Source organism: Micromonospora sp. NPDC051227 (assembly GCF_044455385.1).
Classification (GTDB): domain Bacteria; phylum Actinomycetota; class Actinomycetes; order Mycobacteriales; family Micromonosporaceae; genus Micromonospora.
In genome coordinates, this window is record NZ_JBITET010000004.1 from 84,756 (window position 1) to 109,282 (window position 24,527).

Genomic DNA, 24,527 nt, shown 5'->3' on the forward strand with positions numbered 1-24,527 from the left:
GGGTCGTACGATCGCAGCCATGAGCGGGCACGTGACGGGGGCGGTGGCGGCGCTTGCCGACGAGTTGCCCCGCTGGGTTTCACTGCTGCGTGCGCCGAACCCGGGGCCGATGACCCTCGACGGCACCAACACCTGGGTGCTGCGCGCCCCGGCGGCCGAGTCCGGCATCGTGGTCGACCCGGGGCCGGCGGACGAGGGGCACCTGACCCGGATCGCCGAGCACGGCCCGGTCGGGCTGATCCTGATCACCCACGGCCACCCCGACCACACCGAGGGCGCGGCCCGGCTGAGTGAGCTGCTCGGCGGCGTGCACGTGCTCGCCGTCGACCCGGCGCACACCATCGGCGGCGAGCCGCTGACCGAGCCCGGCGAGCACTTCGGCGGCTTCGGTCTGCACATCAGTCTGTTGCAGACGCCAGGGCACACCGCCGACTCGGTCTGCTTCCTGGTCGAGCACGGCGACGAGCGGGTGGTGCTCACCGGTGACACCATCCTCGGCCGGGGCACCACAGTGGTCGCCCATCCTGACGGTCACCTCGGTGACTACCTGAGCAGCCTGGAGTTGCTGTCCGCGTACCGGGGGATCCCGGCGCTGCCTGGACACGGCCCGGCGCTGGCCGACTGCGCCGCCGCCGCCGACTTCTACCTCGCCCACCGTCGGGCCCGGCTCGACCAGGTCCGGGCGGCGGTCGCCGCCGGCGCCCACACCCCCGCCGACGTGGTGGCGACGGTCTACGCGGACGTGGACCGCTCACTCTGGTGGGCGGCGGAATGGTCGGTCCGTGCCCAGCTGGAATATCTGGGCGTCGACACCGGGGAATCCGCGCCCGGGGTCAGTGGGTTGGAGCACATGTGACCTGCCCCGTGTGTGGAACCGTTGCCGTTCCCGGCGCGCGGTTCTGCCACAACTGTGGTGCCGCGCTGCCGGCCGCCGCCACGTTGCCGGCGGCCGAGCGCCGGGTGGTCACCGTGCTCTTCGGCGACCTCTCCGAGTTCACCTCCTGGTCGGAGGATCTCGACCCGGAACGCGTCGGCGCGGTCACCGACCGGGTGCTCGCCGCCCTCGCCGGTGCGGTGAAGACGTTCGGCGGGCACGTCGACAAGCTGACCGGTGACGGCATCATGGCGGTCTTCGGCGCCCCGGTGGCGCACGAGGACGACGCCGAACGTGCCGTCCGGGCCGCCCTTTCCATGCAACGGGCCGTCCGCCGGGTGCTCGACGACGAGCGGGGCGGCGGCGCGCCGCTCGGGCTGCGGGTCGGGCTGAACACCGGCGACGTCATCGCGGGCATCCAGGCCGCCATCGAGTACACGGTCATCGGCGACACGGTGAACACCGCTGCCCGGCTCGCCGACGCCGCCGCCGTCGGGGCCGTCTACGCCGGTGGGCGCACCGCTGCGGCCACCAGGCACGTCTCCTCCTGGCGGGCGCTGCGCCCGCTGCGGCTCAAGGGCAAGCGTGAGCCGGTCGAGGCGTACGAGCTGCTGGGTCTGCTGGACGCGCCGGGCACCCGCTCGGGGCTTGGCGACGAGGCGCCGTACGTCGGCCGGGAGACGGAGATCGGTCGGGTCGCCGGCCGGCTCGCCGAGGTGATCGACCAGGGCGACCCACGGGTGCTGCTGATGACCGCCGAGGCGGGCATCGGCAAGTCCCGGTTCGCCGCCGAGGTGGAGCGCCTTGCCGCCGGGTACGACGTCGGTGCCGGCCGGTACGCGGCGCACACCGGGGCCCGGGTGCTCTCGGTGCGCTGTGCCGCGTTCGGGGAGCGGCGACGGCTCGCGCCCCTGGCAGATCTGGTGCGAGCCGCCGTCGGTCTGCCCAGCGACGCATCCACCGCGCTGACCCGCCCGGCGGTCGAGGAGCGGCTGCGCCGGCTCGGGCAGCGGCTCGCCCGCTCCGGTGCGGAGACGCCGCCGATCGCCACGGAGCAGCTGCTGGCCCTGCTCGGCTACGCCGAACTCCCGCCGCACGGTGGCAGCGACAGCGGCGAGTGGGGCGGATCGGGCACTCCGGCCGCGGACGCCGAGGTGGTGCCGAACGCGGTCGCCGACCTGCTCAGTGGGCTCGCCTCGGAGGCGCCGCTGGTGATCGTGGTGGACGACCTGCACGACGCCACCGCCGAGACGATCAGTGCCCTCGGGTTGACCTTGTCCAGGCTCACCGGCCCGGTGCTGGTGCTGCTGCTCGGCCGCCCCGAGTTGGTGCGTACCGCTGGCGCGCTGACCCGGGTCGCGGACGCCGAGGTGCACTCGCTGCCGCCGCTGCGCGGTGCCGACGCGGCCCGGCTGCTCACGAGTTACCTCGGCGGCGGCAAGCTGCCGCAGGCCGACACCGACCGGTTGCTCGCCACCGCGCAGGGCAATCCGTTCTACCTGGCTGAGCTGGTCACCCTGCTCATCGAACGGGGCGCGCTCACCACCGAATCAGTGCGCGGTGCCGCCTCGACGCGAGGTGCCGCTGTGGATCGGTCCGGCTCCGGCGAGCGGGAGCAGGGCGGGTCGACCGGCTGGCGGCTGGTGCCGGGTTCGCTGGGCAGTCGGCTGCTCTCCCGGGACCTCGCCGCCGTGCTCGCGGCTCGGATCGACGCGTTGCCGCCGGACGCCCGGTCGGTGCTGCGCGACGCGGCGGTCACCGGTGACACGGTGCCGACCGGCGCGCTGGAGGCGATGCGGGAGCAACGCGGCGGTCGCGACGGTCGGCCGTCGGCAGTGGTCGCGGTCGAGCTCGACCGGGCGGTCGAGGAGTTGCTGCAACGCCGCATGCTGCACCGCTCGCGTGCCGGCTACTCGTTCGCCACACCGCTCATGCGGGAGGCCGCGTACGCCGGGGTGAGTAAGGCCGAGTTGGCCGAGCGGCACGCGGCGCTGGCCCGCTGGGCGGCGCCGGCGGACGAGACCACGGCAAGCACGGTGGGAGGGTTCACCGACGAGGCCCGGGACGACTTCGTGGCGACGCACGTCGAGCGGGCCGCCACGCTCGCCGACGCGGTGAAGCTGCGCCCGGACGCGCCGGCCCGGGCGGTGGTTCCGCTCGGCGTCGCCGCGCTCGGCCGGGCTGCCCGCCGGTCGCTCTCCGCCGGTGAGCCGGCAATGGCAGTCGAGTACGCAGAGCGCGCCACCGAACTGGCCCGCGACGGGGTGCCGGCAGCCGATCGGGTGGTGCACGCGCGGGCGTTGCTCCAGATCGGCCGGGTCGCCGACGCGTTGGCGTACGCCGAGAAGATCGCCGCGAACGCGGGGGACGAGGCCACCCGGGTCAGCGCCCTGCTGTTGGCGGGGCAGGCCCAGGAGACCCTCGGCGATCAGGGTCGGGCGGTGACCGCCTGGCAGGAGGCGTTGCAGGTCGCCACCGAGGGTCGGCTGCCCACGCAGCGCGCCACGGCGATGCGCCGGCTCGGCATGGCCGACTTCGTGGCCGGGCGGCTGAGTCAGGCGAGCAGCCGGTTGGCTGCCGCGTACCAGGTCAGCCTCGGTGCGCAGGACCGACGCGGGCAGGCGTGGTCCCTACAGAACCTGGCCTGGGTGACCACCACCCGGGGTGACTTCGCCGGGACCGACGCGGTGCTCGGCCGCGCTGCCCGACTCTTCGCCGAGCTGAAGGACCCGTACGGGCGGGCCTGGCTGCGTGGCACCACGGCGTTCGCCCGGCTGCTCGCCGGCCGACTGCGCGAGGCGTGTCGGATGGCGCAGGTGTTCCTGCCGTTCGGCGAGCGGGTCGGTGAGGCGTGGGCGGTGGGCACGCTGCGTGCGGTGGCGGCGTTCGCCACGGCCGAGCTGGGTGACCTGGCCGAGGCGGACCGGGAGGCCCGGCGGGCGTACCGGGAGTTCGCCGCCGCGTCCGACGACTGGGGGCGCGGGTTCGCCCTGGTGGTCCGGGCGGTGGTGGCGCGCGGCCTGGGCGAGCCGGAGCACGCGGCGGACCTGCTCACCGACGCCCTGGCGTACGCGGAGCGCACCTCGCATCCGCTGCTCACCGGGATGGCCGGCACACTGCGCGGCTTCGTCGCGTTGGACATGGGCGACTGCGAGACCGCCGAGCGGGTGGCCCGCGCGGTGCTGACCGCCGTGGAGCCGCACAACCCGCAGGCCCCGGCGCAGGTGGCGCCCCGGGTGTTGCTGGCGACGGCCCGTCTCGCCGCCGGCGACTCGGCGACCGCGGTCGGGCTGCTCGCCCCGGTGGCCACGGCCGCTGCGAACGCACCCTCGCTGCTCTTCTCCCGCCGCCAGACGATGGCTCAGTACGCGGCGGCGCTGCTCGCCCACGGTCAGCGGGAGCAGGCGTTGGACTGGGCCCGCCGGGCGGTCACCGCGCCGGCCGAGGACGTGCGCAGCCAGGTGATCGCGGCGAGTGTGCTGGCCGAGGCGTTGGCCGCCTGCGGTCGCCCGGCGGAGGCGGTGTCCTGCGCGCAGGAGGCGGTCCGCCTGGCGTACGCCACCGAGCAGCGCAGCGAACGAGCCGCAGCCGACGCCCTCCACGCCCGCCTGACCGCCCTGGTCTGACCCACCCCCGGGAATGTGCAGGTTCTGCCGGTTCTGGGGATGTGGTGGTCGGGGGGAGCGGCTAGCGTGTCACCACCGCGTACGGGTCCACAGTGGGGACCGTCGCCGTGCCTGGGGAGGCCGTTCATGAAGCTGCCGCGATCCATCGCGGGCTGGACCATCGCGGTCTTCGGCGTGTTGGCGCTGGTGATGGGCGCGGTTGGGCTGCTCTGGCCGGAGGCGCAGCTGCGCATGCTCGGGTTCGAGGTGCCGGCGACGCGGTCCGTCGGTGACCACACCGGGACGTTCCTGCTGGCGTCCTCGATGGCGGCCTTCAACATGGGCGTCTACTACCTGCTCGCCACGGTGACCGAGTGGCGGGTGTTCTACGGGTTCACAGTGGTCTTCCGGCTGGTCACGTTCACCGTGTTCACCATCGCGGTGCTGGCCGACATCGCTCCCGACCGGTTCTTCGGGGTGGCGGCGTGGGAAGGGCTGGGCGCCGTGGCCACCGCCATCGGTCTGCGTCTGGACGCCCGGCGGGGCATCCCGGCCGGCGGGGTCGGATCGTCCGAGGGTGCCGGGACGACTGCGGTCGCCGAGGAGGGTACCGGTCCCGCCGGTGCGGCTCCGGCGGACGCGGTGCGCTGAGCCATCGGTCGGGTTGGGTATTTTCGAGCGGTGACCGACACCCCGACGGGCGGCCTGCCAGTGCCGATCGTGCCCGGCCTGACTGATTTGCGGGTCTTTGCCCGGGGCGGGTACGCGACCGTCTACCAGGCCACCCAGATCTCCGTGGATCGCGAGGTCGCCGTCAAGGTGGAGAACCGGACGCTGGACAGCGAGCGCGATCAGGCCCGCTTCCTGCGCGAGGCGCGGGCGGCCGGCCGGATGTCGTCCCACCCGCACGTGGTGGACCTCTTCGACGTGGGGGTCACAGTCGACCAGCACCCCTACCTGATCATGGAGCTCTGCGACGGCTCGTACGCCGAACGGATGCGCACCTCGCCGCTCGGCCCGGTGGAGGCCCGCGACCTCGGCATCAAGATCGCGGACGCGCTGGCCCACTCGCACGCCGCCGGGGTGCTGCACCGGGACGTGAAACCGGCGAACATCCTCTACTCGCACTTCAACTCGGCGGTGCTCGCCGACTTCGGGCTCGCCGTCCTCGCCGAGCACCGGGACGCCTCGGTCACCCTGGAGGTGCTCACCCCGGCGTACGCACCGCCGGAGATGTTCAGCCACAGCCCGCCGTCACCGGCCGTCGACGTGTACGCGCTCTGCGCCACCCTCTACGCCGTGATGCACGGCCGGCCGCCGCGCTGGCAGTCCGAGCGCAACCCGAGCCTGGTCACCGTGCTGGAGATGTTCAACCAACCGCTCCCCGCCCTGCCCGGGGTGCCGGACGAGCTGATCGACGTGCTGCGCGTCGGCATGGCCAACGATCCGGGCGAGCGTCCCTCCGCCCTGGAGTTGCACGACCTGCTCACCAACCTGCCACTCGGCTCGCCGGCGGCACCGGTCAGCGGCGCTCCGGTCAGCGGTGCCGCGACGCTCTCCGGCCCGCACGCGGCCAGCCAACCGGTGCCCCGAACGCCCGTCGAGGACACTCAGCGAAGCGACCCCGCCGGTCGACGGTGGCGGCGCTGGCTCTTCGGCGGCGCCGGGGTGCTCGCGCTCGCCGCCTCCGCGACCGCCGGGGCATGGGTCGCCGACCGGGCGCCACCACCCGCCCCGTACCCGTCGGCCACCCAGATCGCCGCACCGGCGACCGGGCCGTTGCCCGGCTGCGCGACCGGCACCGGTGCGCCCACCGCCCTGCCCGAGGGTGCCCGGTGCCTGCCCGAGCTGGAGTGCTTCGGCCCGATGCGGATCAGGGGCAGCCGCGCCGAGGCGGCTCGGCTGTCCTGCGCCGGCCGACACACCTGGGAGACGTACGCCGAGGGCATCCTGCCGGTGTCGCTGGTCGGCGCCGACTACGACGAGGTGGCCGCCGCTGAGCCGGTGCGGCAGGTGTGCAGCGCCAGGACGTTCCGGTTGACCACCGGGATCGCCGAGGCGACCGGCTGGCACCTGGAGGTGCTACCGCCGATCGACGGCAGCATCGACCGGGCCTACCGGTGTCTGGCGGGGCGCGGCGTGGACGCGCTCACCGCACCCACGCTCACCGGCCGCTGAGCCCGTCCGACCCGCGTCGGCGGTCACGCACCGCACGCAACGCGTCCCGGGGGTCCAGGGCGTCGAGGGTGTCCGCGTCGATCCCGTACGGCATCAGCTCGGGCGGCCCGAGGGCTGCCGACCGGTCCGCCGGCTCCGGATCGTCGACCTGACGGGCGGCGGAGACCGCCACCCCGGCGATCATGGTCATTAGCACGCAGAGTAGCGCGAGAACCACGCCGAGGAGGTCCTGTCGGCGCCACACCACCAGCATGACCAGCGGCGCAAGGGCTCCCAGCGCCGCGAGCACCGCCACCGTGCGCGCATCGGGTCTGGACAATCGGCTCACCCGTCCAGCATGTCGCCACGAGGCCGGCTGTCAACCGCGCAGCCGACCGCCGCGCCGATCGACGTCGATCCGAGCGACCCACTCGACATGGTTCACCGCACCCACACGGATTCGACAAGAACGGCTACTCTCGGTGTTCCGCAGGCCCTTTCGGTAGCGAGGTCGCCCATGAACTCAGGCAGTTCGCAGTCTCGGCTCCGCTCGATCGCGTCGACACTGGCGGTCGCTCTCACTCTCGTGCTCGCCGCCGCGGCCGGTTGCGACAGCCGGAAGGAACCGGACCTGCCTTCCGTGCAGGAGAAGATGCGCGAGACGCACATCTACGGCCAGTCGAAGCTCCGCATCGGTGTCGCCACGAACGAGCCGCTGATGGGTGAGCTGCGAAACGGCCAGCACGTCGGGTTCGACGTCGAGATCGCCCGGTACGTCGCGGCCTCCCTCGGCTACGAGGGAGACCAGCGGCTGGAGTTCGTGTCGGTCGCCACCGAGGACCGCATCCCGTCGCTGCAAGGTGGCACCGTCGACCTGGTGGTGTCCAGCTTCTCCATGACGGAGGAGCGTAAGAAGCTGATCAGCTTCGCCGGGCCGTACTTCGTCACCACGCAGGAGGTGATGGTGCCGGTTCGACTCAAGGACAAGGTCCGCACCATTGAGGATCTGCGCGACCCGGCCTACAAGGTCTGCACCAGCGGCGGCTCCACCACCGAGGCCGAGTTGGAGAAGCACCAGGTAAAGACGTTCGTGGTCAAGGACGTCGGCGACTGCGTCGACGGCATCCGGAAGGGCCGGTACGACGCGGTCAGCTCCGACGAGTCGATCCTTGCCGGTTTCCTGGCCAGCTTCCCCAAGGAGTTCGAAATCGTGGACATGCCGTTCGGCACCAGCGAGTTGCTGGGCATCGGCGTGCCGATCGGTGACCCCGCGCTGCGCGACCTGGTCGCGTTCTTCCTGCAGAAGAGCTACGAGCAGGGCCGCGACGGAGATGCGAGCCCCTGGCAGACCGCGTACAACCGGACCCTGGGCCCCTGGCTGAAGGCCGAGAAGCGCCAGCCACAGCCGCTGGAGGTGCCGAAGCTCGTCGACTTCGACGACAAGGCGCCCGCGAAGTGAGCGCGGCACCGACCGCCACCAGCGGCGACGGGCCGGTCCCGCCGCCCCGCACGTCAGTGCCCGCCGCCGACTCGCCAACAATCGACGGTACGGCGGCTGCGTCGCCGGCCGATGATCGTCCAGCGGCTGGTGCACGAGGTGACGTTGCCTGGCCGGCCGCAGTGCCGGTCGGCGAACCGGCCGATCCGGTCGTCGCTGAAGTCGAGCCGGGGCGGGTCCGCTGGGATCCGGCCGAGCGGCGCGCCCGCGCCAGCCAGTCGTTCTGGACCGCCGCGGTGGGCGTACCCGCGATCTTCTCGGTGCTCCGCCTCGGTGTGGAGGCCGGCGGGGAGCTCCAGACCACGCTGCTGCTGGTGGCCAACGTCGGGCCGGTCAACCTGCTCGCCGGCTTCCTGACCACGGCGGCCCGACTGCTCTCCACCGGGCTGGTCGCCGTCTTCGCGCTCGGCGCAGTGCTGGCCGTCAGCGCGGATCGACTTCCGCCGGGCACCCGTCGCCGCCCGCTCTTCGCCCGCTGGGCCGACATCACCCCGGCCTGGGTGGTGCTGGCCAGCTTCCTGCTCGCCCTGATCACCTGGCCGTTGCTCTATCTGCCGTTGCTGTTGCCGGCGTTCGTGGCCGCGTTCCAACTGCGCCCGGCGCGGCTGCACGAGCGGGTGGTGCCTCGACTGCTGCTGATCGGCGCGCTGCTCGCCGGGTACGGCTGGCTGATGCTGCCGACGATGCGCGACGCGATGCGGCAGGGCGACGAGTGGCTGGTGCTGGCGCTCATCGTGGTGCCCCCGCTGCTGGCGCTCTTCGTCGCGGGGCCGCTGCCGGGCATGGTGATCCGGCCGCTGGCGTCGGTGACCGAGGTGGCGGTGCTGGCCACTCTGATCTGGGCCGCGGTGCCGGTGATCACCACACCGGTGTTGCCGCTGACCGTCACCACGGTGGGCCCGGAGAGCGGTCCCACCGAAGACGTACGCGGGCACGTGGTCACCACCGACGACGTCAACATGGTGATCCTTCAAGAACGGGGCGGCGTCCGGTACGTCCCGGTCGGTCTGGTCCGCGCCCAGGTGCTCTGCCCGAGCGAGGAGGAACTGCCCCGCCACCAACTGCGCATTCACGACTTCCACGTCGAGGACTCGCTGTTGGAAGGCATGGGTCGTCGGGTCCGCCCGGTCCACCGCATCGACGCCGCCTGCCGTACCCCAGCCTGACGGCTCCACCGGCGTCGGCCCGTGCGTGATCGACTCGGCTTTCAGGAAGTCGGGGCATCACCGACGCTCGGACACCGCGAGTTCAAGAAAACCGAGTCGATCATGCAGCGCCGGGCGCGGGCGCACGGCCACGGCCACGGCACGCTCGCGCAGCGCGTGGCGACGTCAGTACGACTTGTCCTGACCGAGGACGTGTTGGGCCACGAAGTTGAGGATCATCTCGCGACTGACCGGGGCGATCCGGCCGGCCCGGACGGCGCCGAGCAGGGTCGCCACCCCGTACTCGGTGGTCATGCCGGCCCCGCCGAGCACCTGCACGGCGGTGTCCACGGCGAGCGCGGCGGCCTCTCCGGCCGCGTACTTGGCCATGTTGCCGGACACCCCGGCCTCCAGGTCGCGGCCGGTGTCGTACAGGGTGGCCGCCTTCTGGATCATGAGGCGGGCCAGCTCCACCTGCACCGCCGCGTGTGCCAACGGATGCGACACCCCCTGGTGCGAGCCGATGCTCCGACCACCCCAGACCTTGCGGGTGGCGGTGTACTCACTGGCCCGCTCGATGGCGTACCGGCCGGTGCCGGCGCCCATCGCGGCCACCGTGATCCGCTCCGGGTTGAGCCCGGCGAAGAGCGCCGGCAGCCCGGCTTCCAGCGACTCACCGAGCAGCGCGTCGGCGGACACCCGCACGTCGTCCAGGTAGAGCAGGAACTGGTTCTCCGGGGACACGATCTCCATGTCCAGCTTCGACCGGGTCAGCCCGGCCGCGTCGGTCGGCACCAGGAACAGCGCCGGCTTCAACTTCTGCGGAGATGCATCCGCTGAACCGGCTGGGCCGTCATCGACGGCGACACGGGCCACCACCAGCACGTGACCGGCCTCGTCGACGCCGGAGATGTAGCACTTGCGGCCGTTGAGCAGCCAGCCGTCGCCGTCGCGGCGAGCCACAGTGCCGAGTCGGTGGAAGTTGGAACCGGCCTCCGGCTCGGTGATCGCGAAAACGATCTTCTGGGAGCCGTCGGCGAGGCCCGGCAGGTGCCGCTTGCGCTGTTCCTCGGTGCCGTGCCGACTGAGCACTGTCGCCGCGATGGCGGGGGAGACCACCAGCAGCAGCAGCGGGCAACCCGCCGCCGCCAACTCCTCGCAGACGATGGCCAGCTCGGTGATGCCACCGCCCCCGCCGCCGTACTCGGTGGGGATGTTGACCCCCAGGTAGCCGAGCCGTCCGGCCTCCGCCCACAGTTCGGTGGTGTGTTCGCCGGCCCTCGCCTTCTCGACGAAGTAGGAGTGACCGTACCGGCGGCCCAACGCCCGCACGGCGTCGCGCAGCTGGTCCTGCTCGGGGGTGAGGTCGAAGGTCATCGGGGGTCCTTTTCGTCGACAACGGCCAACACGGCGCCCGTCTGCACCTGACCGCCGGTCGGCACCGGCAGCTCGGCGACCACGCCGTCGATCGGGGCGAGCACGGGATGTTCCAGCTTCATCGCTTCCAGCGTGAGCAGCGGATCGCCGGCCGCGACCCGCTGGCCGACCTGGACGTGCACCCGGGTCACCACGCCGGGCAGCGGCGCGAGCAGCGACCCGGCCGCCACCGCTGCGGTGGGCAGCGGGAGACGCGGCAGCTCGGCCAGACTCGCCGCCCCGTCCGGGCCGTCCACGAAGACAGCCGACCCCACCCGGTGTACGCGGTACGCGCGCCGAACCCCGTCGACGTCGAGCACCACCCGGTCCGGGGTGGCCTCGACCAGCGCCACGGTGGATGCCGTCGGCCGCTCGGCGGACTCCTCGGCCGCCGACATGCTGGACCAGTCGGCGAGCCGGCCGGTCCGGTCCAACCGGTAGCGGACCTCGATCTCGTCGCCGTCGGGCCCGACGAAGCGGGTGGTCTGGGGAACGGCGGGCACGTTGCGCCAACCGGAGGGGAGCCCGGGAAGCACCGGTGCGGTCGCCCGCCGTTGGGCGGCCGCGGCCAGTGCCGCGGCGAGGGCGGTGATCGGCAGCCGGTCGGCGGGGAGCAGCGGGGCGAAGACCTCCGGGTGTCGGTCCAGGAAACCCGTGTCGATCTCCACGGCGGCGAACGCGGGGCTGCGCAACACCCGGACCAGCAGGTCCCGGTTGGTGGTCACCCCGTGCAACTCGGCCCGGGCCAGCGCGCTGGCCAACAGCCGGGTCGCCTCCGCGCGGGTACGACCCCAGGCGATCAGCTTCGCGAGCATCGAGTCGTAGTGCACCCCGACCACCGAACCGGCCACCACACCGGAGTCGAGCCGCAGACCCGGCCCGGCCAGCCCACCGAACTCGGCCGTCACCGAGCCGACGCCGAACCGGTGCAGGGTCCCGGTGGCCGGTCGCCAACCCGCCGCCGCGTCCTCGGCGCAGAGGCGTACCTCGACCGCGTGCCCGGTGCCCGCCGGCAGGGCCGCCGGCAGCGGCTCACCCTCGGCGACGAGCAGTTGCAACCCCACCAGGTCCAGCCCGGTGCACAACTCGGTGACCGGATGCTCCACCTGAAGTCGGGTGTTCATCTCCAGGAAGAAGAACTCACCGCCCGGGGCGAGCAGAAACTCCACAGTGCCCGCGCCCAGGTAGTCGACCGCGCGTCCGGCGGCCACCGCCGCCTCGTGCAACGCCGTCCGCACCCGCTCCGGAACGACCGCCGGCGCCTCCTCGACGATCTTCTGGTGCCGGCGCTGGATCGAGCACTCCCGGTCACCGAGGACCACCACTCGACCGTGGGCGTCACCGAAGATCTGCACCTCGACGTGCCGGCCGCGTTCGACGTACCGCTCGATGAAGACAGTGCCGTCGCCGAACGCGGCGGCCGCCTCGCGGCGCGCGGAGGCGACGGCCTCGGCCAGTTCGTCGGCGGTCCGGACGATCCGCATGCCCCGGCCACCACCGCCGGCGGACGCCTTCACCAGCACCGGGAAGTCCGTGATCCCGTCGGTGTCGGTCCAACTCGGCAGCATCGGCACGCCCGCCTCGGCGAGCAGCGCCTTCGCCGCCAGCTTGTCGCCCATCGCGGCGATCACAGTGGCCGGCGGCCCGACCCAGGTCAGACCGGCGTCGGTCACCGCCGCAGCGAACTCGGCGTTCTCGGCGAGGAACCCGTAGCCGGGATGGACGGCGTCCGCGCCGCTGCGCCGGGCCGCGTCCAGGATCAGGTCGACCCGCAGGTACGTCTCGGCCGGCGTGGCACCGGGCAACCGGACGGCCTGGTCGGCCTCGGCCACGAACGGCGCGTCGGCGTCCGCGTCCGAGTGCACGGCGACCGTCTCCACGCCCATCGCGCGGCAGGTGGCGAAGACCCGGCGGGCGATCTCGCCCCGGTTGGCCACGAGCAGTCTGTTGATCATGAGTGGCCCCTCTACATCCGGAAGACGCCGAACCCGTCGGCGCCCTTCACCGGTCCGTTGTGGATCGCCGAGAGGCAGAGCCCGAGGACGGTCCGGGTGTCCCGGGGGTCGATCACCCCGTCGTCGTAGAGCCGGCCGGAGAGGAAGAGCGCGCCGGACTGCGACTCGATCTGCTGCTCGACCATCAATCGCATCGCCGCGTCGGAGTCCTCGTCGTAGTCGCGCCCCCGTGCGGCAGCCGCCTGTCGGGCCACGATCGACAGCACCCCCGCGAGCTGAGCCGGGCCCATCACCGCCGACTTGGCGTTCGGCCAGGTGAACAGGAACCTCGGCTCGTACGCCCGGCCGCACATGCCGTAGTTGCCGGCGCCGTAGGAGGCGCCCAGGTTCACCGTCAGGTGCGGCACCGTCGAGTTCGACACCGCGTTGATCATCAGGGCGCCGTGCTTGATGATGCCGCGCTGCTCGTACTCGGTGCCCACCATGTAGCCGGTGGTGTTCTGCAAGAAGATCAACGGGGTGTCCGAGGCGTTCGCGAGCTGGATGAACTGGGCCGCCTTCTGCGCCTCCGCGCTGAACAGCACCCCGCGGGCGTTCGCCAGCACCCCCACCGGATACCCGTGCAACTCGCCCCAACCGGTGACCAGCGCGTCCCCGTACGCCGGCTTGAACTCGTCGAAGTCGCTGCCGTCCAGGATCCGGGCCAGCACCTCCCGGGGGTCGAACGGCACCTTCAGGTCGGCGCTGGTGATGCCGAGCAACTCCTCCGGGTCGTACTTTGGTAGCTGCGGCACCGCCGTACGCGGCGACGGGCCCTGCTTGCGCCAGTTCAACCGGCGGACGCACTGCCGGGCCAGCCGGATGCCGTCCCGCTCGTCGGCGGCCAGGTAGTCGGCGAGCCCGGACGTGCCCGCGTGCATCGCCGCGCCACCCAGCGACTCGTCGTCGGTGACCTCACCGGTCGCCATCTTCACCAGCGGCGGACCGGCCAGGTAGACCTGCGACCGGTCCCGAATCATGATCACGTGGTCGGACATCCCCGGCACGTACGCGCCACCGGCCGTGGCGTTGCCGAAGACCACGCTGACCGTGGGGATGCCGGCCGCCGAGAGCCGGGTGAGGTCACGGAACACCCGACCACCGGGAATGAAGATCTCCGCCTGGGTGGGCAGGTCCGCCCCGGCCGACTCCACCAGATTGACCATGGGCAGCCGGTTGGCCAGGGCGATCTCGCCGGCCCGCCGGGTCTTCGCCAGCGACCACGGGTTCACCGCGCCGCCGCGTACCGTCGGGTCGTTGGCGACGATCAGGCACTCCACGCCCTCGACCACCCCGATGCCGGTGACCACGCTGGCCCCGACCGGGAAGTCCGAGCCGTACGCGGCGACCGGCGACAACTCCAGGAACGGGCTGTCGGCGTCCACCAGCAGCTCGATCCGCTCCCGGGGGAGCAGCTTGCCGCGCGCGTGGTGCCGGGTCACGTACTTCTCGCCACCGCCCGCCCGGGCCTGGTCCAGCGCGGCGTCCAACTCGGTCAACCGCTCCAGCAACGCCTCCCGGTTCGCCAGGTACGAGGGCGCGGACGGGTCGACCGCGCTGTGCAGGGTGGTCATAGGCCCATGCCTTTCGCGATGATCTCGTTCATGATCTCGGTGGTGCCGCCGCCGATGCCGAGGATCCGCGCGTCGCGGTAGTGCCGCTCCACCTCGGCGTCGCGCAGGTAACCGAACCCCCCGTGCAGCTGCAACGCCTGGTCGACGACGTGGTCGCAGGCGGCCACCGCCACGTTCTTCGCCATCGCCACCTCGGTCACCACCGGCTCGCCGGCCGCCACCCGACCCGCGACCCCGTGCACGTACGACCGGGCCGCCTCGGCCCGGGTGTGCATCTCGGCCAATCGGTGCCGGATGAGCTGCCGGCTGGCCAGCGGACGCCCGAAGGTCTCCCGGTCCCGACACCAGCGCACCGCCAACTCGACGCAGCGCTGCGCTGTCGCGTACGCCTGGGTCGCCAACGACAGCCGCTCCGCCGCGAAATGCTGCATGATCGCCAGGAAGCCGGTGTTCTCCGCGCCGATCCGGTTGGCGACCGGCACCCGCACGTCCGCGAAGGACAGTTCGGCGGTGTCCGAGCAGTGCCAGCCCAGCTTCTCCAACCGACGTCCCACTGTGAACCCGGGCGACTCCTTGTCGATGACCAGCAGGGTGAGTTCACCGCTGCCGGGGAAGTCGGTACACACCGCCGTGGTCACGAAGTCGGCCCGGTGCCCGCTGGTGATGTACGTCTTCGACCCGTTCACCACGTAGTGGTCGCCGTCGCGGCGGGCGGTCGTGCGGATGCCGGCCACGTCCGAACCGCCGTCCGGCTCGGTGATGGCCAGCGCGCCGATCATCGTGCCGGACAGCGTGGGCCGCACGTACCGCTCGATCAGGCTGTCGTCGCCCGGGGACGAGACGCCACCGAGCCGACCGCCCAGCGAGCCACCGGTGCGGGCACCGGCCGCCGCGACCATGTGCGGCAACGCGATCCCGTGCGTGAACAGGGCCGCCACCAGCCCGGACGAGCCGCCGGAGCGGATCAGCTCCTCGGTCACGATGATCGAGTCCAGCAGGTCACCGCCGCTGCCACCGACCGACTCCGGGAAGCCGATGCCGAGCAGGCCGAGCTTCGCGGCGGTCGCGTGCAGCGCTCGGGGCACCTCACCGGCCCGCTCCCAGTCGTCCAGGTGCGGCAACACCTCCCGGGTCACGAACGCCCGGGTCAGCTCGCGTAGTTGCCGGCGCTCCGGGGTGTCCACGATGCTCATCGGGACGCCCCCGTCGGTAGGTCGGCCGGCAGGTCGACGATCCGGGCGCGCAGCAGCTCGCCGAGCGCCTTGGCCTGCGGGTCGAACCGGGTGGACGCGGCCACCCCGGCGCCGAGCAGGCCCTCGATCACGAAGTTGACAGCACGCAGGTTGGACAACTCGTAACGCCGCACCGACAGCGGCGCGGTCTCCGGCACCAGCTCGGCCAGCCGTTCGACTGTCAACCAGGCCCGCAACCAGGCGTACCCGGCGTCGGAACGCGCCCAGACACCGAGGTTGGCGTCTCCGCCCTTGTCCCCGGAGCGTGCGCCGACCACCTCGCCGAGCGCCCCGCGTCGGGTCGGGCCGTCGGCCGCCGCGTCGCCACCCGGGGCCGACTCGTCCTGCGAGCTGGGGGCGGTGCGGATCGGCGGGACGATCGGCACCCGCTCGCCACCGGGTAGCACCGCGACGTGCGCCACCGCGTCCTGCGGCGCCGCGTCGGCGGTGAAGACGCCGTACGGTGTCGCGTCACCGGGCACTGTGGTCAGCGTGCATCCCGGGTACGAGGCCAGGGCCAACTCCACCGCGGCGGCCGAGAACGCCCGCCCGGCCCGCGCCCTGTCGCCGTCGCGCAGGTGTACGTGCAGCAGGGCGCTGGCCGCCTCGGTGTCGGCGGCGTCCGGGTGGTCGGTCCGGGCCAGCGTGAACTCCAGCCCGTCCTTGCCCACCGCCTCCTCGACCTGCCCCCGGACCAGGGCTGCCTTCGCCTCGACGTCCAGCCCGCAGAGGACGAACGTCATCGAATTGCGAAAGCCGCCGAGGTTGTTGACGCCCACCTTGAGCGTGGTCGGTGGCGGCGTGCCCCGTACGCCGGAGACCCGGACCCGGTCCGCCCCGTCGGGGTGCAGCGTCACCGTGTCCAGTCGGGTGACCACGTCCGGCCCGAGGTACGACGGTCCGCCGATCTCGTAGAGCAGTTGGGCGGTGACCGTCTCCACGGTGACCGCGCCGCCGGTGCCCGGATGCTTGGTGAGCACCGATGAGCCGTCGGGGTGCACCTCGACGATCGGGAACCCGGGCCGGTGACCGCCGTCGGGCAGCTCGGTGAAGAAGCTGAAGTTACCGCCGGTGACCTGCGCACCGCACTCGACGAGGTGCCCCGCGACGGTGGCACCGGCCAGCTCGTCGAGGTCGTCGCGGCCCCACCCGTACCGGGCGATGGCCGGGCCGACCACCAGCGACGCGTCGGTGACCCGGCCGGTGACCACCACGTCCGCGCCGGCGTCGAGGCAGGCGGCGATCCCGAACGCGCCGAGATAGGCGTTCGCGCTCAACGCGTCCGGTCGCTGGATCGTGTCGCCGTCGACGTACCCGACCTGGGTCGGCAGGCCGAGCCGGTCGGCGAGCTTCTCGATGGCGGCGGCCAGGCCGGCCGGGTTCAACCCGCCGGCGTTGGTCACGATCCGCACCCCTCGGTCGAGGGCGGTGCCGAGGCAGGTCTCCAGTTGCCGCAGGAACGTCTTCGCATAGCCCAGGTCGGGGTCGCGCATACGGTCCCGGGCAAGGATCAGCATGGTCAACTCAGCGAGGTAGTCGCCGGTCAGCACGTCCAGCTCACCGCCGTCGAGCATCTCCCGCCAGGCGGTGAACCGGTCGCCGTAGAAGCCGGAGGCGTTGCCGATGCGGATCATGCCCGTACCCCGATCCCGCCGGCCGGCTGCCGGCCGTCACCCGGCGGCCCGGCGAAGGCCTGCGCCACGTCGAGCCACTCGTCGGCGACCGACCCGGTGGCGACCAGAGCGAGGTCCGCGCGGTGTCGGCGCTGGGTGACCAGCAGACAGAAGTCCCGGGCCGGCCCGGTGACCCGGTCGGCGGCGTCCGCCGGACCCCAGCTCCAGGCCTCTCCGCCCGGCCCGACCAGCTCGACCCGGACCGGCGCCGTCGGTGCCTCCCGGCCGTGCGCGGCGAAGCCGTGCCCGAGGGTACGCACGCCCAGGTGCGCCACGTGCCGGAGTCGGTCGCTGTCGGGGCGGACCACGTCGAGGGCGTCGGCCACGTCCGCGCCGTGCGCCCAGGTCTCCATGATCCGGGCGGTGGCCATCGAGGTGGCCGACATCCGCGTGCCGTACCAGGGCAGTCTGCCGCCCGCCGGAACGGCGGCCAGTGCGTCGACGAGCGCGGTGCGCCCGGCCCGCCAGCGGGCGAGCAGCTCGGCCGGCGGGGCGAGGAATTCCTCGGCGCCGACGTCGACGAGTCGGGTCACGTCCGGCGCGGCGGTGACCGTCGCGTAGAACGCCTCGGGATCGGTCGCGGCCAACAGCGCGACGTGGTCGGTCCAGGCGAGGTGGGCGATCTGATGCCCGATGCTCCAGCCCGGCGCGGGGGTCGGCCTCGCCCAGTCGGCCACGGGCAGAGGCGCCACCAGGGCGTCCAGTTGGGCGGACTCGTCGGCCAGGTCCGTGAGCAGGTCGCTGAGGTCGACCATGGTGCCTCCGGTCGGTGGTGGCCGGTGCGGCCGGCGGTCAGGGCGTGAGCAGGGTGACGAGCTGGCGCTTCCAGGTGGTCAACAGGGCGGCCCGGCGGGCGGAGTCGTCGCTGAGCAGGTTGGCCACCCCGAGCCCACGGAGCAGATCGAGCGTGGCCTGCACCGCTTCGCGGACACCGGGCCGACGCTCGTCGACACCGAGCAGGGCGACGGTGAGCCGGTGCATCTCCCGCCCGACCGTCGCCTCCAGCGGCACCAGGGCGTCCCGCAGCTCCCGATCGGTGCGGGCGGCGACCCAGAGCTCAAGCGCGGCCACGAACAGCGGCCCGGTGAACGCCACGGCGAGCAGGTCGACGACCCGGTCCAACCGCTGCGGGCCAGCCGGCAGCGCCTCGGCCTCGCTGCGCAACTCGTCGGCCCGGCGCTCGGCCAGATGGGCCACAGCGGCCGTCACCAGCGCCGCCTTCGTCGGGTAGTGGTGCAGTTGCGCCCCACGCGACACACCGGCCCGCGCCGCGACGACGGTGGTCGTGGTGCCGGACCAGCCGTGCTCGATCAGGCAGTCGACGGTCGCCTCCAGCAGCCGGGCCTGGGTGGCGCGGCTGCGTTCCTGCTGAGGGACACGTGTCGATGCGGTGGGCACGGAGACAGCCTGGTGCCTACGAAACAAACAGTCAAGACTGACTTTTTTCGAGCCGCAGGCGCGCGCAGGGCTCCCCGGCTCCCGGCTCCCCGGCCCGATCATGCAGATGTGGTGGTTGACAAAAGCCGTTCCATTGCTCGTAACGGGCACCACAACTCCATGATCCACCGCTGATTGGTCCGCTGCCGGGCGTAGGGCTCAGCGGCCGTCGCGGGGGCCGAAGACGGTCAGCGCGTCGGCGTCGCTGTGCTGGGAGCGCAGGTACTCGTTGGCCCAGGCGGCGGCGTCGGGGAAGGTCGACTCCGCCGCCACGCGGGCGCAGGCCGCGTCCACGTCGAAGGCGGTGCGGCGCAGTTGGACGCCCGGCCCGAGCAGCGCCCACCACGCGCCCGCGCCCCCGTACGGCATGCCGACGCTGCCCGGGTTGACTACCAGACGCCGGTCGACCAGCCGGGTGAAGGGCATGTGCGTGTGGCCGCAGACCACCGTGGAAACGTCGGCGGGGAGACCGTCGAAAACCTCCGCCCAGCGCGCCATCCGGGAGTCGACGAGCACGACCTCCTCGTCATCGCGGGGCGTGGCGTGGCAGAACAGCGTCGGCCCGAGGCCGTCGATCTCCAGCGTCGCCGTCGCCGGCAGCGCGGCGAGCCGGGCCACCTGGTCGTCGCGTAGCCGCCCGGCGGCCCAGTTCGACACCTCGATCGACGCCGGCCGGCCGACCCGGGCCTCGACGAGCTCGCGGTCGGCATTGCCGCCGACCCAGCACACCTGGTCGCCGAGGCCTGCGAGCACGTCCAGCACCTCGACCGGTTGCGGGCCGGCGGCGATGTCGCCGGTGAGCACGATCAGATCGGCGGCGGCGACGTCCGGCTCGGCCAGCACGGCCTCCAGTGCCGGCAGGACGCCATGGATGTCGGAGAGCACGGCAACACGATTCACCATGGCCCCACCCTCACCGCCGGCACCGCCGGAAGGCCAGCGATTCTGCGTCAGGCAGACGGCAAACGTCCCCGCCCACCGTCGGTGACGGCAGGCGGGGACGTCGGGTGCTGCTCAGACGCGGGCGCGGCGGGCCAGACGCTCCGGGTCCAGGATGATGATGCTCTTGCCGTCCAACCGCAGCCAGCCGCGCGAGGCGAAGTCGGCGAGTGCCTTGTTGACGGTCTCCCGGGAGGCGCCGACGAGCTGGGCGATCTCCTCCTGGGTGAGGTCGTGGGTCACCCGCAGAACGCCGCCGTCGCGGGTGCCGAAGCGGCCCGCCATCTGGAGCAGGTTCTTGGCGACCCGGCCCGGCACGTCCGTGAAGATCAGGTCGGCGAGCGAGTCGTTGGTCCGGCGCAGCCGCCGGGCGAGCACCCGGAGCAACTGCTCGGCGATCTCCGGGCGGTTGTTGAGCCACGGCCGCAGCGCCTGCTTACGCAGCCGCACCAGCCGGGTGTCGGTCACCGCGGTGGCGGTCGCCGTACGCGGACCCGGGTCGAAGAGCGACAGCTCACCGACCATGTCCGACGGCCCCATCACCGCGATGAGGTTCTGCCGGCCGTCCGCTGCGCGGCGACCAACCTTGATCTTCCCGGACAGCAGGATGTAGAGGCTGTCACCGGGCTCGCCCTCATTGAAGACGATCTCGCCCTTGCGGACCTCGATCGTCTCCATCTCCTTGGCAAGCGCCTCGGCAGCTTCCGGGTCAACACCCTGGAAGATCCCGCTGCGGGCCAGTACCTCGTCCATTGCGCACCTCCGGTTGCGCGTGCCGTCCGTCGGCCGGGGCCGCCGTCCGCTGATCCCCTCGCGCGCCGCCAAGTCTAGGCGCACGTGAGCATGAATCAGAGGTCGCCCCTGGAATCTTGATCGGTGGGCGTAATCTGCCCGACGTGCTGAGCGAGCCGACTCTGACCAGCCGCGCCGAGGACGGGCGGCATGTCCCGCTGCTCGTCTGGCGCGCGGACGTGCCCCTACGGGCCGTCAGCAGTGCCCCGCTGGGCGGTGGCATCGGGGTCCGGCGGTGGGTGTTGAACGCGACCGTCCCGATGTCGTACGACCGGGATGACCCCGCGGCCCACCTGGCCTCGCTCGCCGCCGAGCTGGCCCTCGACGGACCCGGCGTCGGTCTGCTGACCGGCGTCGATGTGACAGAGGTGGTCGCGCGAACCGACGCCGGGGTGCGGGCCTGGGCGACGGTCGGGCTCGGCACGCCGGTGCCCGCTGCCGCGCCGACGCCGGCCGCGCTGGCCCCACACGTCGGCACTGTCAACATCGTGGTGTACGTGCCGGCCCGGCTCGCCGACTCGGCGCTGGTGAATGCGGTGGCCACCGCGACCGAGGCGAAGACCCAGGCGATCACCGAGCTGGGGGTGTCGGGGACCGGTACGCCCACCGACGCGGTCACCGTGCTCTGCCCGGTGGACGGGCCGGAGGCCGCGTACGGCGGGCCGCGCTCCACCTGGGGCGCCCCGCTGGCCCGAGCGGTGCACGCGGCGGTGCTCGCCGGCGGTTCGCGGCCGGTCGTGCCGTGGTCCGAGCAGCTCAGGGGCGCAAAGTCCAACCGATCGGCTGTCGTCGGCGCGTTTAACGACCGGTAGGGTCGCGGGCGATGTACGCTCCCGCACCCCTCGCGTCCCGCCCGCGCCGCCGCGTCGCCCTCGGCCTCGCCGCGCTGCTGGCCGCCCTCCTCGTGGCCGGCTGTGCCGACCCCGGTGGTGAGGCACCCGTCTGGCAGCCAGGCGCGGGAGGCGGTGGCACCGGCGCGCCGGTCTCCACGACCGGCCCGAAGGCCACCGGGCCCGCATCGGCCGGTCAGGGTGGCGCGATCTCGCTCTCCGCCACCGGCGACATCATCATGGGCAACGCGCCCAGTCGGCTGCCCGCCGCCGGCGGTAAGGGCTTCTTCAACTCGGTCACCGAGGCGCTCAAGGCAGACCTGGTGATGGGCAACCTGGAGGAGCCGCTGACGGTCGACACCGGCACCGGCAAGTGCGGGGCGAACTCCACCCGCTGCTTCCAGTTCCGCGCTCCGCCGGAGTACGCCGCGCACCTGCGTGACGCCGGCTTCGACGTGCTCAACCAGGCCAACAACCATGGGTACGACTACGGGCCCAAGGGCTACGAGAACACCCAGAAGGCGCTGAAGAAGTACGACCTGGAGCACACCGGCGCGCCGAACGAGATCACCGTGGTCGACGTCAAGGGCGTCAAGGTCGCCGTCGCCGGCTTCTCGTCGTACGTCTGGTCCAACAGCCTCGTCGACATCGACAAGGCGAAGGCGGTGGTCGCCAAGGCCGCCACCATGGCCGACCTGGTCGTGGTGCAGGTGCACATGGGTGGCGAGGGCGTCGACAAGACCCGGGTGAAGCCCGGCACGGAGATGTTCCTGGGCGAAAACCGGGGCGACCCGGTGAAGTTCTCGCACGCCATGATCGACGCTGGCGCCGACCTGATCGTCGGGCACGGCCCGCACGTGCTGCGCGGGATGGAGTTCTACCAGGGGCGCCTGATCGCGTACAGCCTGGGCAACTTCGCCGGCGGCGGCAACTCGCTGAGCAACGACGGCCGCCTCGGCTGGGGCGGGGTACTGAAGGTGTCGCTCAAGCCGGACGGCAGTTGGGCCGGCGGCTCGTTCACCTCCACGTACATGAACTCCGCCGGCAAGCCGACGATGGACCCGGACGACCGGGGCCTGGGCCTGGTCACCGAGTTGAGCCCCGCCGACTTTCCGAAGGGCGGCGCTCGCCTCGACGGGCAGGGGAAGATCTCGCCGCCGACCGGCGGCTGACCCGACGAGGAGCGTCCGGGGTGCGACGTAGGCTGACCGTCGTGACCAGTAGCCCTCCCGGTGCCAGCGAGACCGATCTCGGGCGCAAACGCCGTGCCCGCAAGATCGGCCGGGTGCTGGCCGAGACGCATCCCGACGCGCATTGTGAGCTGGACCACTCCAACGCTCTGGAGTTGGCCGTCGCCACGATCCTGTCCGCGCAGTGCACGGACAAGAAGGTCAACGAGGTCACCCCGAAGCTCTTCGCCCGCTATCCGAGCGCTGCCGCGTACGCCGGCGCCGACCGGGGCGAGATGGAGGAGCTGATCCGGCCCACCGGCTTCTACCGCAACAAGACCGACTCACTGCTCAAGCTCGGTCAGGCCCTCCTCGACCGGTACGACGGCGCGGTCCCGGGCCGGCTCGTCGACCTGGTGACGCTCCCCGGCATCGGCCGCAAGACCGCCAACGTGATCCTGGGCAACGCCTTCGACGTCCCGGGCATCACCGTCGACACGCATTTCCAGCGACTGGTCCACCGGTGGCGGCTGACCACCGAGACCGATCCGGTCAAGATCGAGCACGCGATCGGCGCGCTGTACGACAAGCGCGACTGGACCATGCTCTCGCACCGGATCATCTTCCACGGGCGACGGGTCTGCCACGCCCGCAAGCCGGCCTGCGGCGCCTGCACGCTCGCGAAGCTCTGCCCTTCGTACGGCACCGGCCCGACCGAGCCGGCGGCCGCCGCCAAGCTGCTCAAGGGCCCTCGGGCGCGTGACCTCGCGGTGGCTGCCGGGGTCGACCCGGAGTTGGTGCCGGCGCAGGCGATCACGGCGGAGGTGCCGTGAACCGCCGCCGCCTCGCCCTCGCCGTCCTGCCGCTGCTGCTGGCCGTCACCGGTTGCACCAGCGGCACGGCCAACGACGAGCCAGCCCCCCGGCCGGCCGCCGAGCGACCTTCCCCGTTCCGGGACTGCGCCACGCTGAGCACGGCGCCCACGACCACGTCGCCCAACTCCGGCACGGCGACTTCCGCAACGGCGATTCCGGCGTCGCCCGGAACGTCCGGCACGACGGCGCGCGCCGCTGGCGGGTCGGCGCTGCCGGAGCTGACGCTCTCCTGCTTCACCGGCGGTGCCCCCGTCGTGCTGCGGGAGGTGGCCGGGCCGGCGGTGATCAACGTGTGGGCTTCCTGGTGCCCGCCGTGCCGCAAGGAGCTGCCCGCCTTCCAACGCCTCAGCGAGCGGGCCGCCGGTCAGCTCCAGGTGGTCGGGGTCAACAGTCGGGACAGCCGGGGCGGCGCCCAGTCCATCGGTGAGGACTTCGGCGTCCGGTTCCCGATCCTGGTGGACCAGGGCGAGGCGCTACAGCGCGAGCTGAAGCGCAACGCCATTCCGCTGACCCTCTTCGTCGACGCCGACGGTCAGGTCCGGCACATCGACGCCAGCGGCGCTCTCGACGACACCAAGCTCGCCAAGCTGGTCCGCCAGCACCTCGGCCTGGCGGTGCCGGCGTGACCCGTCGGCCCCCCGAGTGGATCGAGCCGTTGCTGACCCGGCTGGGCACCGCCCGCGCCGAGGACTTCACCCGGCTGACCACGCCGGCCGAGGGTGGTCGGGAGAGCGCGGTGCTGGTGCTGCTCGGCGAGCAGCCCGGCGCGGGTCCCGACGTGCTGGTCCTGCAACGCGCCGCCACCCTGCGCAACCACGCCGGCCAGCCCGCCTTTCCCGGGGGTGCGGCCGACCCGGAGGACGCCGACGTCCGCGCCACCGCCCTGCGCGAGGCGAACGAGGAGGTGGGCCTCGACCCGTCCAGCGTGACAGTGCTGGCCGAGCTGCCGAAACTGTGGATCCCGGTCAGCGACTTCGTGGTCACGCCGGTGCTGGCCTGGTGGCACGACCCGCACCCGGTGCACCCCCGGGAGCCGGCCGAGGTGGCACACGTCGCCCGCCTGCCGGTCAGCGAGCTGGTCGATCCGGCCAACCGACTGCGGGTCCGGCACCCGAGCGGCTGGATCGGGCCGGCGTTCTCGGCGCGCGGGATGCTCGTCTGGGGCTTCACCGCCGGGGTGCTCGCCACCCTGCTCGAGATGGGCGGCTGGGCCCGTCCCTGGTCGCGCGGGCGGGTGGTGGAGCTTCCGCCGACCGGGGCGACACCAGCCCCGTCCGCCGGCACCGACGACGCCGACGAGAACGCCCTGCGCTGACC

21 protein-coding genes are annotated in these 24,527 nt (G+C 72.8%); 11 read left to right on the top strand and 10 right to left on the bottom strand.

Annotated features, from left to right (window positions below; all coding sequences use genetic code 11):
• Window positions 1-19 precede the first annotated feature (19 nt).
• The 4 genes from ACIA47_RS11830 to ACIA47_RS11845 all read left to right on the top strand — a co-directional run bounded on the left by ACIA47_RS11830 (window position 20) and on the right by ACIA47_RS11845 (window position 6,657).
• Entirely contained in the window at window positions 20-856 is an 837-nt protein-coding gene (locus ACIA47_RS11830) for an MBL fold metallo-hydrolase (RefSeq protein WP_396707472.1), read from the top strand.
• Window positions 853-4,500 (top strand): adenylate/guanylate cyclase domain-containing protein, encoded by a 3,648-nt coding sequence (locus ACIA47_RS11835; protein WP_396707474.1) that lies wholly within the window; start codon window positions 853-855, stop codon window positions 4,498-4,500. The genes ACIA47_RS11830 and ACIA47_RS11835 overlap by 4 nt, the downstream gene beginning before the upstream one ends.
• A 126-nt stretch (window positions 4,501-4,626) precedes the next feature.
• A complete protein-coding gene (locus tag ACIA47_RS11840) occupies window positions 4,627-5,130 on the top strand; it encodes a hypothetical protein (protein ID WP_203119768.1) in 504 nt (167 codons plus the stop codon).
• Window positions 5,131-5,160: 30 nt separating this feature from the next.
• Window positions 5,161-6,657, top strand: a complete 1,497-nt coding sequence (locus ACIA47_RS11845) for a serine/threonine-protein kinase (protein ID WP_396707476.1) — start codon at window positions 5,161-5,163, stop codon at window positions 6,655-6,657.
• On the opposite strand, the gene ACIA47_RS11850 is transcribed toward ACIA47_RS11845, so the two are convergent.
• Window positions 6,644-6,985: a hypothetical protein gene (locus ACIA47_RS11850; RefSeq protein ID WP_396707478.1), complete on the bottom strand. Its 342-nt coding sequence runs from the start codon at window positions 6,983-6,985 to the stop codon at window positions 6,644-6,646. The two genes, ACIA47_RS11845 and ACIA47_RS11850, sit on opposite strands and share 14 nt — an antisense overlap.
• 168 nt (window positions 6,986-7,153) lie before the next feature.
• On the opposite strand from ACIA47_RS11850, the gene ACIA47_RS11855 reads away from it, so the two are divergent.
• Together ACIA47_RS11855 and ACIA47_RS11860 are read left to right on the top strand one after the other, a co-directional pair.
• Window positions 7,154-8,095, top strand: coding sequence for a transporter substrate-binding domain-containing protein (locus ACIA47_RS11855; RefSeq protein WP_396707480.1), 942 nt, complete (start codon window positions 7,154-7,156; stop codon window positions 8,093-8,095).
• Between the two features lie 161 nt (window positions 8,096-8,256).
• Window positions 8,257-9,300, top strand: a complete 1,044-nt coding sequence (locus ACIA47_RS11860) for a hypothetical protein (protein ID WP_396707482.1) — start codon at window positions 8,257-8,259, stop codon at window positions 9,298-9,300.
• Between the two features lie 165 nt (window positions 9,301-9,465).
• On the opposite strand, the gene ACIA47_RS11865 is transcribed toward ACIA47_RS11860, so the two are convergent.
• The 9 genes from ACIA47_RS11865 to ACIA47_RS11905 all read right to left on the bottom strand — a co-directional run bounded on the left by ACIA47_RS11865 (window position 9,466) and on the right by ACIA47_RS11905 (window position 20,297).
• Window positions 9,466-10,656, bottom strand: a complete 1,191-nt coding sequence (locus ACIA47_RS11865) for an acyl-CoA dehydrogenase family protein (RefSeq protein WP_396707484.1) — start codon at window positions 10,654-10,656, stop codon at window positions 9,466-9,468.
• On the bottom strand, window positions 10,653-12,650 hold the full coding sequence (locus tag ACIA47_RS11870; protein WP_396707486.1) for a biotin carboxylase N-terminal domain-containing protein: 1,998 nt from the start codon (window positions 12,648-12,650) through the stop codon (window positions 10,653-10,655). The genes ACIA47_RS11865 and ACIA47_RS11870 overlap by 4 nt, the downstream gene beginning before the upstream one ends.
• Window positions 12,651-12,661: 11 nt before the next feature.
• Entirely contained in the window at window positions 12,662-14,263 is a 1,602-nt protein-coding gene (locus ACIA47_RS11875; RefSeq protein ID WP_396707488.1) for an acyl-CoA carboxylase subunit beta, read from the bottom strand.
• Window positions 14,260-15,456: an acyl-CoA dehydrogenase family protein gene (locus ACIA47_RS11880; protein ID WP_396707490.1), complete on the bottom strand. Its 1,197-nt coding sequence runs from the start codon at window positions 15,454-15,456 to the stop codon at window positions 14,260-14,262. Before ACIA47_RS11880 ends, ACIA47_RS11875 begins: the two co-directional genes overlap by 4 nt.
• Window positions 15,453-17,129, bottom strand: a complete 1,677-nt coding sequence (locus ACIA47_RS11885) for an acyclic terpene utilization AtuA family protein (protein WP_396707492.1) — start codon at window positions 17,127-17,129, stop codon at window positions 15,453-15,455. The genes ACIA47_RS11880 and ACIA47_RS11885 overlap by 4 nt, the downstream gene beginning before the upstream one ends.
• Window positions 17,126-17,923, bottom strand: coding sequence for a TIGR03084 family metal-binding protein (locus tag ACIA47_RS11890; protein WP_396707494.1), 798 nt, complete (start codon window positions 17,921-17,923; stop codon window positions 17,126-17,128). Before ACIA47_RS11890 ends, ACIA47_RS11885 begins: the two co-directional genes overlap by 4 nt.
• A 37-nt stretch (window positions 17,924-17,960) precedes the next feature.
• Entirely contained in the window at window positions 17,961-18,566 is a 606-nt protein-coding gene (locus ACIA47_RS11895) for a TetR/AcrR family transcriptional regulator (RefSeq protein ID WP_396707496.1), read from the bottom strand.
• A gap of 198 nt (window positions 18,567-18,764) precedes the next feature.
• On the bottom strand, window positions 18,765-19,508 hold the full coding sequence (locus ACIA47_RS11900) for a metallophosphoesterase family protein (RefSeq protein ID WP_396707498.1): 744 nt from the start codon (window positions 19,506-19,508) through the stop codon (window positions 18,765-18,767).
• Window positions 19,509-19,619: 111 nt separating this feature from the next.
• Window positions 19,620-20,297, bottom strand: coding sequence for a Crp/Fnr family transcriptional regulator (locus tag ACIA47_RS11905; protein WP_007466162.1), 678 nt, complete (start codon window positions 20,295-20,297; stop codon window positions 19,620-19,622).
• Window positions 20,298-20,440: 143 nt separating this feature from the next.
• Between ACIA47_RS11905 and ACIA47_RS11910 the strand changes: the two genes are divergently transcribed.
• From ACIA47_RS11910 to ACIA47_RS11930, 5 genes are read left to right on the top strand one after another with little or no spacing between them, the layout of a single operon-like run.
• Window positions 20,441-21,148 (top strand): adenosylcobinamide amidohydrolase, encoded by a 708-nt coding sequence (locus tag ACIA47_RS11910; protein ID WP_203122961.1) that lies wholly within the window; start codon window positions 20,441-20,443, stop codon window positions 21,146-21,148.
• Window positions 21,149-21,159: 11 nt separating this feature from the next.
• A complete protein-coding gene (locus tag ACIA47_RS11915) occupies window positions 21,160-22,338 on the top strand; it encodes a CapA family protein (RefSeq protein ID WP_396707500.1) in 1,179 nt (392 codons plus the stop codon).
• Between the two features lie 41 nt (window positions 22,339-22,379).
• Window positions 22,380-23,168, top strand: a complete 789-nt coding sequence (nth, locus tag ACIA47_RS11920) for an endonuclease III (RefSeq protein WP_145789750.1) — start codon at window positions 22,380-22,382, stop codon at window positions 23,166-23,168.
• Window positions 23,165-23,836, top strand: coding sequence for a TlpA family protein disulfide reductase (locus ACIA47_RS11925; RefSeq protein WP_396707503.1), 672 nt, complete (start codon window positions 23,165-23,167; stop codon window positions 23,834-23,836). The genes nth and ACIA47_RS11925 overlap by 4 nt, the downstream gene beginning before the upstream one ends.
• Window positions 23,833-24,525, top strand: a complete 693-nt coding sequence (locus ACIA47_RS11930) for a CoA pyrophosphatase (protein WP_203122963.1) — start codon at window positions 23,833-23,835, stop codon at window positions 24,523-24,525. Before ACIA47_RS11925 ends, ACIA47_RS11930 begins: the two co-directional genes overlap by 4 nt.
• The last annotated feature ends 2 nt before the right edge of the window (window positions 24,526-24,527 follow it).

What these genes read in the sequence shown, in the direction of transcription:
- ACIA47_RS11830 (WP_396707472.1), top strand. Translation starts at nt 20, where the DNA reads ATGAGCGGGCACGTGACGGGGGCGGTGGCGGCGCTTGCCGACGAGTTG.
- ACIA47_RS11840 (WP_203119768.1), top strand. Translation starts at nt 4,627, where the DNA reads ATGAAGCTGCCGCGATCCATCGCGGGCTGGACCATCGCGGTCTTCGGC.
- ACIA47_RS11855 (WP_396707480.1), top strand. Translation starts at nt 7,154, where the DNA reads ATGAACTCAGGCAGTTCGCAGTCTCGGCTCCGCTCGATCGCGTCGACA.
- ACIA47_RS11865 (WP_396707484.1), bottom strand. Translation starts at nt 10,656, where the DNA reads ATGACCTTCGACCTCACCCCCGAGCAGGACCAGCTGCGCGACGCCGTG.
- ACIA47_RS11870 (WP_396707486.1), bottom strand. Translation starts at nt 12,650, where the DNA reads ATGATCAACAGACTGCTCGTGGCCAACCGGGGCGAGATCGCCCGCCGG.
- ACIA47_RS11875 (WP_396707488.1), bottom strand. Translation starts at nt 14,263, where the DNA reads ATGACCACCCTGCACAGCGCGGTCGACCCGTCCGCGCCCTCGTACCTG.
- ACIA47_RS11880 (WP_396707490.1), bottom strand. Translation starts at nt 15,456, where the DNA reads ATGAGCATCGTGGACACCCCGGAGCGCCGGCAACTACGCGAGCTGACC.
- ACIA47_RS11885 (WP_396707492.1), bottom strand. Translation starts at nt 17,129, where the DNA reads ATGATCCGCATCGGCAACGCCTCCGGCTTCTACGGCGACCGGTTCACC.
- ACIA47_RS11890 (WP_396707494.1), bottom strand. Translation starts at nt 17,923, where the DNA reads ATGGTCGACCTCAGCGACCTGCTCACGGACCTGGCCGACGAGTCCGCC.
- ACIA47_RS11900 (WP_396707498.1), bottom strand. Translation starts at nt 19,508, where the DNA reads ATGGTGAATCGTGTTGCCGTGCTCTCCGACATCCATGGCGTCCTGCCG.
- ACIA47_RS11905 (WP_007466162.1), bottom strand. Translation starts at nt 20,297, where the DNA reads ATGGACGAGGTACTGGCCCGCAGCGGGATCTTCCAGGGTGTTGACCCG.
- ACIA47_RS11915 (WP_396707500.1), top strand. Translation starts at nt 21,160, where the DNA reads ATGTACGCTCCCGCACCCCTCGCGTCCCGCCCGCGCCGCCGCGTCGCC.